This window comes from Gardnerella vaginalis (genome assembly GCF_001546485.1).
GTDB classification, from domain to species: domain Bacteria; phylum Actinomycetota; class Actinomycetes; order Actinomycetales; family Bifidobacteriaceae; genus Bifidobacterium; species Bifidobacterium vaginale_D.
This window is the reverse complement of the sequence record NZ_KQ956826.1, coordinates 1-12707: the sequence shown is the minus strand read 5'-3', so window position 1 is coordinate 12707 and position 12707 is coordinate 1. Positions and strand designations below refer to the sequence as shown.

Genomic DNA, 12707 nt, shown 5'->3' with positions numbered 1-12707 from the left:
ATTCGATTACCGCAAAACGCTTGTATTGCAATACTTGACACGTGATTTTTTTATGCACATGACCTAGAGCCTTCCTTTTTCGTTTGCTGCGAGTACGCTAATTTTGGCATTGTTTTACATGCGGAGAGTGTTTGCACCATCGTAACGAATAAAGCCCATGCATTTCGCAGATTGCATGTATTCAGGAAGAAAGGTAAGTTAAGGAAGGTACATATGTTGAATAAAAAATTTATAGCAACGTTAGCAACAGCTGCCACATTACTCAGTGGTGTTGCGTTAGTATTGGTGCCTTCGACTGCATACGCTAGCGAAACTTCGGAAGCAGCAGTAAGTAACAATTCTCAAGCTTTTATTACATTCACTCATCCTGCGTTGAAATCTCAAGTTCTCGAGAGTATGCGTGCAAGTGGTGTAATAAATAACTCAGTAAACGATGTGACTCCAGATCAAGCAGCATCAGTAACGCATCTTAATATTGCTTCCTTGGCTGATGGCTCGACTCCTATTACTAGCATATTAGACTTTTCTTACTTCACTCATCTTAAAGATTTGTTCCTTGATTGTTCCCATATTGCCAACTTGTCGCAGCTTTCAGGTTTGAATCAAGTACAAAAGTTAAGTCTTGTTGTCACTTCTGGTACTAATTTGTCGCAGCTTTCAGGTTTGAATCAAGTACAAACATTAAATCTTATTATTACGTCTCTTGCTGATTCATCACAGAGTTCTGATCCTAGTGTTATCAATCTTTCCGGGCTGTCTGTTTTACCAAATTTGCAGAATTTAGATATTGACGCTCAAGTTACTGATTTGCAGCCTCTAGTAGGTTTAAAGAATTTGCAGAATCTGAATATTGCTGTTTCTGCGGATGCTGATATAACTCCGTTAGCTGCTTTGAAGCATTTGCATACGCTAAATCTGTATGGACCACATCTTGAGAATTTGTCGGGTTTAAGTGGAGTAACAAGTTTGAAACGCTTGATTTTAAATAGTGATATTGAGCAAGCTGTTGATGCTTCGCCGCTTGCTAATCTTACGAATCTTGTGGATTTGAGTATTGGCATGTCTCTTGCAGATGTTGCTCCACTTGCTTCTTTATCACATCTTCAAAGATTGCAGTTATCTGGTTCCAAGATTTCTGACATTTCGTCGTTAGCTGCTCTGCAGCATTTACAAACTCTAAAGATTATTGGCACGAATGTTACAGATGTTTCTGCTTTGAGTTCTTTGAGTTCTTTGAAAAAGCTGTTTATTAATAATAGCGTTCATAACGATACATTGACAGCTTTGAAACAAAAGTTACCTTCGCTGTTAGTATCTTCGGATTATTCCGCAGAAGATGATGATTCGCCAATTGTGTCTGATGATACTTCAGATACTTCAGATACTTCGGATACTTCGGATACTTCAGATAGTGGTGATGTTGCTGTAGATGATTTTAATCTGGATAATTTAGATTTGGATACTTTTGATTTGGATGATGTAAATGTATCTGATTTTGACGAGTCTGATTTTGATATATCTGACAGTGATGACATTGATTTTGATGCGAATTTAGACACTATAGCTGATACTGACTTTGACGTTGATACTGACTTTGATGCTGATTTCAACACTGACCTTGATATTGATACTGATGTTCATGATGCTGCTCATACAGCTCATACCAGCACTATTAATAGCGTTCAGAAAGCTGATGCAACCAACTAAGCAGTGTGAATAGCAAATTATGAATTACACGTTGCATATATGAACATTGCATATATGAACATTGCATATATAACACATGTTGCCAGCACACTTTTATGTACTGGCAACATGTTCGTTTTATCAGTAAAATTCTAAATTTTATAGCTTAAGATAAAGCTAATAAAGCTAATAAAGCTAATAAAGCAAGAAAGCTATTTTTTACGCTATTTTTGCTCATCAAGCTGTTTCCATGAATCAACATCAATATGATGTTCAGGATTTGCTTGCCAAGCTGCCCAAGCTGATTCCACAATATCCTTTACATCGTAGCGAGCATGCCAACCCATTTCTTCGTTAATGCGCTTTGTGCTACCAATAAGTTGAGGAGGATCTCCAGCTCTGCGATCTAGCACTGTTTCTTTAAATGGTAAGCCTGTAACTTTTCGCACTTCGTCTACAATTTCTCGCACAGAAGTGCCCTTGCCGGTACCTACGTTAAAAGCGTCATACTTGCGTTCGTCACGATCTAAATACGTAAGTGCTGCAATATGAGCGTCTGCTAAATCGGAAACATGAATATAGTCGCGAATGCAAGTGCCATCCGGAGTAGGGTAGTCGTCACCAAAAATAGCAGGTGCTTTACCGCGCTGTAAGCGATCCAGTAACATAGGAATCAAATTCAAAATAGCAGGATCTTCCAATTCCACCGGACCACATCCGGCTACGTTGAAGTAGCGCAAAGCGCAGAAACGAATACCGTAGGTATGTTCGCATGCACGTGCCATCCATTCGCCAAATAGCTTGGTCTGACCGTACGGATTAATAGGCAACATTGGAACCACGTCTTCTGGTACTACTTCAACAGGTGGTATGCCATAGGTTGCAGCTGAGGAAGAAAATACGAGTTTCTTTGCACCGCTTTCTCGCATTCCTTCAAGCACATTGAGCATGCCGTTAATATTCTGCTGGTAGTACCACAGTGGCTTTTCAACTGACTCACCAACCTGCTTGCGTGCTGCAAAATGAATCACTGAATCAACATGTTCATCTTTCATAATCTGTGCAAGACGCGCTCCTGCATCAGGGGAAGCAATATCCATGCCATACAGTCGTGCGCCTTCGATACGTGTAGGTTTTCCGTAGCTTAAGTCGTCAACGACGACGACATTTTGATGAGTTTCGTGCAATGCGTGAACTACATGCGCGCCAATGTATCCACACCCACCAGTAACAAGAACAGTCATACTTAGCCTTTCCTCTATAATTGTGTAGCCAGTGAGATTATATCTCGCTAAAGTGAAGTCTTATCTGCATGTGACGATACGTAACGGTATGTAGCGGTACGTAGCGGTAGCATCTTTAGATGTAGATACATGCGTAGATGCAGCTGCGCTGTATGTTGTAGTAATGTAGGAGCGTATGTAAAGATTTATTGTGTAAGTTAGCAATTCACGTAATGTATGTACGTAATGTTCCGTCCAGCAATGATTTTGGTGACATAATGGTACGGAGATGCACGCAGTTAGAAGTGAGTAGGAGTGTAGGTTGCAAGTAATAATATCAATTATTGCAATGCTGTCAGCAATATCGTTTTTGTTCATTATGTTGTTTATTTTGCGCATGCTGATTGGCGCTTATTTATGTATTATGGTTATCCGCATGATTGTCGATTGGCTTATGGTGCTAGTTCCTCGCATGCGTCTTCAAGGAATTTTTGCTGTTCTTATGAATATTATTTACTTTATAACGGAACCGCCGTTGCGTTGGTTGCGTAGATTTGTTCCGCCTGTGCGTTGCGGCAATATAAGCATTGATGTGAGTTATATGCTTTTATATGTTGTTTTATACGCACTACAAATCATATTATGAGTGCCATTGTTGTGTTCGATGATTATAATTTTATAAAACCGGCGTTTTATAATATAAATTTTTTGTATTAACTATCCCAATTTTCTGCGGACGTGATAGCATCGAAGAGATATATATCAAAGAGATGCGTCCCAAAAGCGAGGTGTAAAGCATATGACTCTGTTGACGCCTAAGGACATTCGAGAGCATACCTTCCAAATTGTACGATTCAAGGGTGGGTATGACGTTGACGAGGTTGACGAATTTCTCGATCAAGTTACAGAAACAATAGAAGCACTTGGTCAGCAGGCAGTGCAAGGACTGGGTCAGTCCACGCAGTCGCTTGGTCGCGATGTTGCCGGCTTGAATACTAAGATTGCTGAATTAACTTCTCAAGTAGAGTCCTTAACTCAAGAAAATGAAGCGTTGCGTAACGCTAACAAGCAGCAAGGTGACAATAATGAAGCTGCTGCTTCGCTTGAAGCTACTATCGTGAAGTTACGTGAAGCTGAAGAAAGCAATCGTGCTTTGACTGCTCAAAACCAGCAATTGAAGGAACAGTTGGATGGTTTGGGTGCTCAAGTTGATCAGTTGACGGCACAAACTGCGCAAGCAGATAATGCTAAGCAACTCCAGAAGGAACTTGAAAACGTTACTCGTGAACGTGATGATTTCCGAGCCAATAGTGAAAACTTGGGTCGTGAACTTGAAACAGTTCGTCAGCAGTTGGTAGTGACTCAGCAGGAGAACACTAAGGTTGCTGAACTTGCTAAGCAGTTAGAAGAGTCTCGTCAGCGTGAAGAACAGCTTCGTCAGCAGGTTGCAAAGTTGGAGCCGAATACAGAAACTGGTAGCTTACAGAAGATTGCTGGTGCTGGTGCTGAAGCTCAAGGTTCGGAGCCAGAGCGTGCTACTGCTATGTTGACGCTTGCTATGCAATTGCACGATCAGTATGTTGATAAAGGTAAAGCGAAAGCTCAACAAATTGTTGAAGAAGCGCAGGCTCATTACAACGACACTGTTGCTAAAGCCGATGAATATTCAGCTCGTACTCGTTCTGAGGCTGAAGAATACGGTAAGCAGACTCGTGGCGATGCGGATGATTATTCGACTCGTACTCGTAGTGATGCTGATGCTTATGCTTCGCGTGCACACAATGAGGCGGATGCTTATTCTGGTAAGGTTCGTCAAGCGGCTGACGATTATTCCAAGCAGACTCATGACCAAGCTGATCAGTATGAAGCAGAAGTACAACATCGTGCTGCTGACTACGATTCTACAACTCGTACAGCTGCTGACGCTTACGCTCGTCAGGTGCGTGAGAACTTGGAGAAGCAGACTCAGGTTATCGAAGGCAATATTCAGAGTCTTAAGCAGTTTGAGACTGAATATCGTACTCGTTTGACTGATTTCCTTGGTCAGCTTGTTGCGCAAGTTTCTGATGAGAATGCGTATGCTGAGCTAGGTCAACAACCTCAAGCTGAAGCTGACAAGTAGGCATAGTTTTCAGTAAAACAGCATGTAAGCTAGGTAGCTAGTGTGAACTGGTTGTGTATTATGTGCTTGTAATACGCTGAAATTGAAGATCGGATAAAAATTGACGCATAGAGATGTGCGTGTGAAACGGCTGCGTATTCGCGCAGCCGTTTTTGCACTTGTAGTTATTATTGGTCTTGTTATAGATCGTGTAACTAAACTGTGGGCGCTCCATGGTTTAGCTAGTGGCAAGCATATTCAGCTTATTCATAATGTGCTGTCGTTGTCACTAGTAAGAAATCCTGGTGCTTCATTTGGTTTAGGATCTAGCGCAACGTGTGGTATTAGCATATTGGCAATTGTGGCTTGCATTGCAATGTTGGTGGCGATTCGTCGTACGAGTTCATTGCAATGGACGCTTGCGTTATCATTCGCTTTTGCCGGAGCGTTTGGTAATTTAATTGATCGTGCTATGTATGCTGAACATTTTTTGGATGGCAAAGTAATTGACTTTATTAATTACGGTTGGTCAGTTGGTAATGTTGCAGATATTATTTTAGCTATTGCAGGCGTATGGTTTGTAATACTAGTCATATTTGAATTTCCTTTTCAACCAGCCGAAGGCGCACATAAAAATCAACTTTCTTCTGACGAAAGTAATGAGTAGGTTGTGCAAAAAGTATGCTAGTTCCAAAAGATTTAGTTGGCTGCCGTTTTGATGTTGCTATAGCGCAATTACGTAATATTTCACGCTCAAAAGCGAGTGAACTTATTGCGAAACGTATTGTGTATCTTGCTCATCGTAAAGCAAATAAGTCTTCGTTGTTGCTTAGCGGTGACGAAATACTTTGTGATGACGTAGTTAGCGAAAAGTCTCTTGCAAATAAGAGTAACAGTGAAGTAGTGCAAGACAGTGAGCAAGATTCAAAACAATGTGCAAATCAAATAGTAGAACACAATATGGTTATTGCTTACCAAGATGACGATATTGTGATTGTTGATAAACCAGTTGGTATGGCAGCTCACGCAGCTAACGGGTGGAATGGTCCAACTGTTGTTGATACTTTAGCAAAGCGCGGAATTAACATTTTGACTACTCTTGGAGATGAGTTTCGTCGTGGTATTGTAAGTCGTTTAGATGTTGGCACAAGTGGTTTGATGCTAGTCTGTAAAACAGATTTAGCGTATGAAGTAATGAAAAAACAGTTTGCAAATCATACTGTTACAAAAACCTATCATGCGCTTGTGCAAGGCGATTTAACGCAAGATAAAGCAACAATTGAAGCTCCTATTGGTCGCGCAAAAGTTTCGGATTTTCGTTTCACAATCACGCCAGATGGAAAACCTGCTGTAACACATTGGGATGTGCTTGAACGTTTTGGTAGAGCAACACTGGCTAGCGTTAATTTGGAAACAGGTCGTACGCATCAAATCCGCGTGCATTTTACGTCTATTGGTCATCCTTTAGTTGGCGATTCAATGTATGGAGCTAACCCTGTGCTAGCTGAACAACTTGGTTTGCATCGGCAATGGTTACACTCAATGGCACTCACTTTTACGCATCCAAGAAGCGGTAAAACTTTGACAGTACAGTCGCATTATCCTTCTGATTTGCAACACGCGTTAGAAGGTATGCGAGAATTATCAAAGTAGCATTATCTCGATTTCTTGGTCAACTTTCGCTTATAGAATAGCATCTATGACTCAGCCGGAAACCAATTTTGTACATTTGCATAATCACACGCACTATTCTCTTCTTGACGGTGCGTCGAAAATTCCCGATTTAGTTAATCGTGCTAAAGAATTAGGTATGCCAGCTGTAGCAATTACTGATCATGGCAACATGCATGGTGCGTACGAAATGTGGAGTACGGCTGTAAAAGCTGGTATTAAACCGATTATTGGTATTGAAGCGTATGTGACGCCTGAGACTGCTCGTCAAGACAAAAGCCGCGTGCACTGGGGTACGGAAGATCAGCGTGCAGACGATGTTTCCGGCGGCGGCTTAATTACGCATATGACAATGTGGGCGGAAAACGATACCGGCTTAACGAATCTTTTGAAAGCATCTTCTGTTGCAAATCTTGAAGGGCGCGTGATGCGTTACCCACGTATGGATAAAGACGTGCTCGCAACTTACTCAAAAGGTGTTATTGCATCGTCTGGTTGCCCTTCTGGAATTATTCAAACGCGTCTTCGTTTGGGGCAGTTTAAGGAAGCTTTGCGTGCTGCAGGCGAGTTTCAGGATATTTTTGGACGCGATAATTTCTTTATTGAACTCATGAACCATGGGCTTTCCATCGAAACGCGCGTAACAAAAGACTTACTTGAAATTGCGAAGAAGTTGAACGCTCCACTTCTTGCCACGAACGATTTGCATTACGTTCATGAGGAAGATCGTGAAGCGCAGGATGCTATGCTTTGTATTAATTCCGGTTCACGCTTGGACGATCCTGACCGCTTTAAGTTTGACGGTTCAGGATACTATTTGAAGTCCGCTGAGCAAATGCGTGAGCTTTTTAAGGAGTTTCCAGAAGCTTGTGACAATACGCTTGAGATTGCTCGACGTTGTAATGTTATGTTCGACGACGGCGAAGATGGCGCTTTTATGCCTCAATTTGATTGCCCGGAAGGTTGGGATGAGACTTCGCTATTCCTTAAAAAAGTTGAGGAAGGATTGGAATGGCGTTACAACAATCATGTGCCAATGGAAGTGTTAAAACAGGCTGATTATGAATGTGGTGTGATTTGTCAAATGCAGTTCTGTGGCTACTTTCTTGTGGTCGCGGATTATATTAATTGGGCTAAAGAGCATGGTGTAATGGTTGGTCCTGGCCGTGGTTCTGCTGCAGGCGCTATGGTTGCGTACGCAATGGGTATTACGGAGCTTGACCCTATGAAGCACGGTCTCATTTTTGAACGCTTCCTCAACCCGGAGCGAGTATCCTTGCCAGATATTGATGTTGATTTTGATCCAGATGGTCGTGCGAAAGTACTTGAATACGTTGGAGAAAAGTACGGTAGAGATAAAGTAGCTCAGTGCGTTATTTACGGAACTATTAAAACTAAGCAGGCGCTTAAAGATTCTGCGCGTATTATGGGCTACGAGTTTTCAGTAGGCGAAAAAATTACAAAAGCATTGCCTCCAACAAAAAATGGTAAAGACGTAAGTTTACACGATATTTTTGATGAAAAATCAAAACGTTATGCTGAAGCTCGCGAGTTTCGCGAGTTGTATGAAGCAGATCCAGATACGCGTCGTATTACTGAAGAAGCAAAAGGTATTGAAGGTTTGATTCGTCAAACTGGTGTGCATGCTTGCGCAACAATTATGGGTTCTGAGCCAATTACCAACACTTCGCCGCTTCTTGAACGTACTGATGGTACTATTACCACAACTTTTGAATATCACACATGCGAAACGCTTGGCTTAGTTAAAATGGACTTTTTGGGTCTTTCTAACTTGACGGTTATTCGCGATACCTTGCGCAATATTGAGCATAATGGTAAAGATCCTATTGATTACACAAAAATTCCGTTAGACGATAGGCCCACGTATCAGCTCCTTTCTAGGGGAGATACTTTAGGCGTTTTCCAGCTTGATTCTGACGGCATGCGCGCATTACTGCGCACCCTTAAGCCAGATAATTTCAACGATATTTCTGCTTTAATTGCACTGTACCGTCCTGGTCCTATGGATATGGATTCGCATACGAATTATGCTAAACGCAAAAACGGTTTGCAAGATATTATTCCAATTCATCCAGAAGTTGAAAAACCTCTTAAGGAAGTTTTGGATGAAACATATGGTCTTATTGTTTACCAGGAACAGGTGCAGTCTGCTGCGCGTATTTTAGCGGGTTATAGTCTTGGTAAAGCAGATGTGCTACGTCGAGCAATGGGCAAGAAGAAGCCGGAAGTGCTGGCAAAAGAGCAGGTTCCATTCTTTGAGGGTATGAAAGAGCACGGTTATTCAGAAGAAGCTGCGCAAGCAGTGTGGGATGTTTTGGTTCCGTTCTCCGGATACGCGTTTAATAAAGCTCACTCTGCAGCTTACGGATTAATTTCTTACTGGACGGCATATTTAAAAACGCATTATCCGGTTGAATTTATGGCTGCTTTGCTGCAAAACGAACGCACGAATAAAGACAAAACCGCACTATACTTAGGTGAAGCTCGACGTATGGGTATTCAGGTTCTACAACCAGATGTGAATGAATCTGTGCTTGAATATTCCGCTGTTGGTGATGTTGTGCGATTTGGCTTAGGTGCTATTCGTAACGTTGGCGATAAAGCAGTGAACGATATTATTGCTGAGCGTGAAAGCGGTCGTGGACGCTTCGTAAACTTTATGGACTTTATTAAACGCGTGCCAATAACAGCGTTAAATCGTCGCTTAGTGGAATCGCTTATTAAAGCTGGAGCTTTTGATTCTATTGACTCAAATCGTCGCGCACTGTTCCAAATTTGCGATCCTGCGATTGATTCAGTAATTGCACTGAAACGTAAACAGGCAGAAGGACAGTTTGACTTATTTGCAGACATCGACTCGTCTTCTGACTCATCTGACGACTCTGGTTTGGGAGATATGCAAATCACTGTGCCGGATGTTGAAGAGTGGGATAAAAAAACGAAGCTTAATTTTGAGCGTGAAATGTTGGGTTTGTATGTCTCAGATCATCCTCTTAGCGGGTTGTCGGCAGTATTAGCAGACTTGCGTGAAATGACTATTGCTCAGCTTATTGATCGTGCAAAAACGATGAGTGATGGTCAGCAAGTGACGATTGCGGGGCTTGTTACCAGCGTCGATAGGCGAGTGTCTCGTAAAGGTAATGCTTGGGCGATTGTGACTGTTGAAGATATGGAAAGCTCCATTCAATGTATGTTCTTTGGTAAAGTTTACGAAGCTTCGGCTCAGGAACTTGCAATTGACCAAGTTGTGCGTATTCGCGGTCAAGTTGAAGTGCGAGACGAAACAGTATCGATGCGTGCTACAGAATTTGAAGTACCAACATTAGAATCAGTGGACGAAAGACCTTTGACTATTGTGCTACCTCATCAAGCATTAGATAAAGCCCATGTAGCAGAATTAAGCAATATTTTGCGCCGTCACCCCGGCTGCTGCCAAGTTCGTTTAGCGCTACTTGACAATACGGGTAGAGCGCAAGTGCTCACTTTTGGTGATACTTTTCGTGTTAAGCGAGACACATCACTGTTTGCGGAAATGAAAATCGTATTTGGTTCTAACTGTTTGCCAAGTGCGTAACGTGCTGCATGTGTGTACTTTTGTGTAATGAATTTGATAGCATACATGTACATCAATCCGACTCGAATATACTACGTAAAGAAGAAGAAATGACAAATAAACAGAACAATCATGATGCGTCTCATGAAAATAATGAGCCAATTCGTACTTCTTTTACTGATACTGAATTAAACGATGCGCTCGCAGGTTTTGAACGAGAATTTAAGGAAGATGCTGCGAATGCAACAGATAACACTAAGTCTAAAAATTCTCAAAATAATAGTGAAAATCATGAAGATGCTGCGCTTGATGAAGCTATGCGTAATATTGAAGAAGCTAATTTTGAAGAAGATTTACAAGGTTTACTTGGTAATAAAGCCAAGGTTGCTATGATAGTCACTTATGTTACCCCGGCACAATTATTAGCAGCTTTTTGCAAAATGGTTAGCGTTTCAGCACAATGCTTTGACGAAGAACAAGGTGCTGTTGCGGTATTAAAGCATTTGAACAACAATGAGCCAGAAGAAGCAGTGCAAAAATTTGTCGATTTCTTCCGCGGAATGGATGTTATGCTTATCACCAATCGAGCAGATAAATTAACAGCAAAAGTTTACGAATATAGTGTTGAACCGCAAGACATTGTGGCGCCAATGGCACTAGCGGTGTGGTCTCGAACAGTAGAAGATCTTGCTATTTGCATGGAAGACGTTAACAGCATTGCAAAACAAGGCGTGAAAATATTTGACAGTGATGATTTCAGCGATGGAGATGCAATAAGAATATTTCAAAAATATGGTAATTCAAACAAATCATGATATGACTGCATTTATCACAATTGCGTAAGTACATTACAATTACGTAAATTCATTGCATATAGTTGTGATACTTGCAGCATAATATGCAATAATACACTACAATTACACGTGACTGTGCATGCATTTGATTGTGCATGCTATTGAATGCTACCCAAGGGGCTAATTATGGATCGACAACAAGAGTTTGCTCTACGTACTGTTGAAGAGCGCGACGTGCGGTTTATTCGACTCTGGTTTACGGACGTGCTTGGCACGTTAAAATCCGTAGCTATTGCTCCTGCAGAGCTAGAAGCAGCATTTGAAGAGGGTATTGGCTTCGATGGCTCGGCAATAGAAGGCATGACGCGCGTTTTGGAAGACGACATGATTGTGAAGCCGGATCCGTCAACCTTCCAAATCCTTCCGTGGCACGGAGGTCCAGAAGGCACAGCACGCATGTTCTGCGACGTGTTAACTCCTGACGGTGAACCTTCGCTAGGGGATCCTCGTCACGTGCTTAAAACTGCGCTCGCAAAAGCAAAAGAAAAAGGCTTTACTTTCTACGTTCATCCAGAAATTGAGTTTTATTTGTTTGAAGCTCAAGATGATTGGTCTAAAACTCCAGTGCCAATTGATGAGGGTGGATACTTTGATCATGTGCCGCGTAGTTCGGCTATGGATTTTCGTCGTAGTGCAGTAAGCATGCTGGAGCAGATGGGTATTTCTGTAGAGTATTCGCATCACGAGGGTGGACCTGGTCAAAACGAAATTGATTTGCGTTATGCTGATGCTCTTACTACTGCGGATAATATTATGACTTTCCGCACTGTGGTGAAGGAAATTTCTCTTGAGCGCGGAATGTATGCAAGCTTTATGCCAAAGCCTTTAACTGATCAGCCTGGATCGGGTATGCACACGCATTTGAGTTTGTTTGAAGGTGACACAAACGCTTTTTATGAGGCTGGTCAAGAGTTTAATATGTCACTGATTGCCCGTCAGTTTGCTGCAGGTATTTTGTATCATGCTTCCGAAATTTGTGCTGTAACTGATCAATATGTGAATTCTTATAAGCGTTTGTGGGGTGGTGCGGAAGCTCCTAGCTACGTGTGCTGGGGTCATAGCAACCGTTCTGCGTTGCTTCGCGTGCCGCAGTATAAGCCTGGTAAGGGCAATTCTTGCCGTATGGAATTCCGTGCGCTTGATCCTGTAGCGAACCCGTATCTTGCTTACTCTGTGCTTTTGGCTGCTGGTTTAGATGGTATTGAACAGCAAATGACATTGTGTGAGCCAACGAGTGACGATGTGTGGGAGCTTACAGATGCTGAACGTCAGGCGATGGGGATTCAGCCATTGCCAGAATCGTTGGATGAAGCTTTGAAGATTATGGAGAAGTCTGATTTTGTGGCAAGCGTGTTAGGCGAGCATGCGTTTGAATATTTCTTGCGTAATAAGCACCAGGAGTGGGAGGAATACCGTCGCCAGGTGACGCCTTTCGAGCTAGAAAAGTATTTGCCGCGCCTATAAAACCGTTGTAGTGAGTTTGTTTATTCACTTATATTGATGAAATGCTGGAAGCTAATAGCTTCCAGCATTTTTTATTGTTTGGCAACATAATAATCTTTCTTGGGGTTATAGGCCAAAAGTGTGTAAAGCTAAGC

9 protein-coding genes are annotated in these 12707 nt (G+C 42.0%); 8 read left to right on the top strand and 1 reads right to left on the bottom strand.

What is annotated here, in order from left to right:
• Window positions 1–213: 213 nt before the first annotated feature.
• Complete coding sequence (locus tag HMPREF3208_RS00045; protein WP_230953022.1) at window positions 214–1707, top strand: leucine-rich repeat domain-containing protein; 1494 nt, start codon at window positions 214–216, stop codon at window positions 1705–1707.
• Between the two features lie 203 nt (window positions 1708–1910).
• Here the strand turns inward: HMPREF3208_RS00045 and galE are convergent, their stop codons facing one another.
• Window positions 1911–2930: a UDP-glucose 4-epimerase GalE gene (gene galE, locus HMPREF3208_RS00040; RefSeq protein ID WP_016637497.1), complete on the bottom strand. Its 1020-nt coding sequence runs from the start codon at window positions 2928–2930 to the stop codon at window positions 1911–1913.
• 301 nt (window positions 2931–3231) lie between these two features.
• Between galE and HMPREF3208_RS00035 the strand changes: the two genes are divergently transcribed.
• The 7 genes from HMPREF3208_RS00035 to glnA all read left to right on the top strand — a co-directional run bounded on the left by HMPREF3208_RS00035 (window position 3232) and on the right by glnA (window position 12573).
• A complete protein-coding gene (locus HMPREF3208_RS00035; RefSeq protein ID WP_230953019.1) occupies window positions 3232–3555 on the top strand; it encodes a YggT family protein in 324 nt (107 codons plus the stop codon).
• Between the two features lie 153 nt (window positions 3556–3708).
• Window positions 3709–5031 carry a DivIVA domain-containing protein gene (locus HMPREF3208_RS00030; RefSeq protein ID WP_064346620.1) on the top strand — a complete coding sequence of 441 codons (1323 nt, stop codon included), beginning with the start codon at window positions 3709–3711 and terminating at the stop codon, window positions 5029–5031.
• 115 nt (window positions 5032–5146) lie between these two features.
• The gene (locus tag HMPREF3208_RS00025) at window positions 5147–5677 is read left to right on the top strand and encodes a signal peptidase II (protein ID WP_230953023.1); all 531 of its coding nucleotides are present in this window, start codon (window positions 5147–5149) and stop codon (window positions 5675–5677) included.
• 14 nt (window positions 5678–5691) lie between these two features.
• A complete protein-coding gene (locus tag HMPREF3208_RS00020) occupies window positions 5692–6663 on the top strand; it encodes an RluA family pseudouridine synthase (RefSeq protein ID WP_064346616.1) in 972 nt (323 codons plus the stop codon).
• 46 nt (window positions 6664–6709) lie between these two features.
• Window positions 6710–10276 carry a DNA polymerase III subunit alpha gene (dnaE, locus tag HMPREF3208_RS00015; protein ID WP_016637492.1) on the top strand — a complete coding sequence of 1189 codons (3567 nt, stop codon included), beginning with the start codon at window positions 6710–6712 and terminating at the stop codon, window positions 10274–10276.
• An 8-nt stretch (window positions 10277–10284) separates the two neighbouring features.
• Entirely contained in the window at window positions 10285–11070 is a 786-nt protein-coding gene (locus HMPREF3208_RS00010; RefSeq protein ID WP_081091133.1) for a hypothetical protein, read from the top strand.
• Window positions 11071–11235: 165 nt separating this feature from the next.
• Complete coding sequence (gene glnA / locus HMPREF3208_RS00005; RefSeq protein ID WP_032814736.1) at window positions 11236–12573, top strand: type I glutamate--ammonia ligase; 1338 nt, start codon at window positions 11236–11238, stop codon at window positions 12571–12573.
• Window positions 12574–12707: the final 134 nt, after the last annotated feature.

Bases quoted from the DNA above. Each gene is read 5' to 3' on its own strand.
- galE (WP_016637497.1), bottom strand. From the start codon at position 2,930: ATGACTGTTCTTGTTACTGGTGGGTGTGGATACATTGGCGCGCATGTA.
- glnA (WP_032814736.1), top strand. From the start codon at position 11,236: ATGGATCGACAACAAGAGTTTGCTCTACGTACTGTTGAAGAGCGCGAC.
- HMPREF3208_RS00030 (WP_064346620.1), top strand. From the start codon at position 3,709: ATGACTCTGTTGACGCCTAAGGACATTCGAGAGCATACCTTCCAAATT.
- HMPREF3208_RS00045 (WP_230953022.1), top strand. From the start codon at position 214: ATGTTGAATAAAAAATTTATAGCAACGTTAGCAACAGCTGCCACATTA.
- dnaE (WP_016637492.1), top strand. From the start codon at position 6,710: ATGACTCAGCCGGAAACCAATTTTGTACATTTGCATAATCACACGCAC.
- HMPREF3208_RS00020 (WP_064346616.1), top strand. From the start codon at position 5,692: ATGCTAGTTCCAAAAGATTTAGTTGGCTGCCGTTTTGATGTTGCTATA.
- HMPREF3208_RS00010 (WP_081091133.1), top strand. From the start codon at position 10,285: ATGTGTGTACTTTTGTGTAATGAATTTGATAGCATACATGTACATCAA.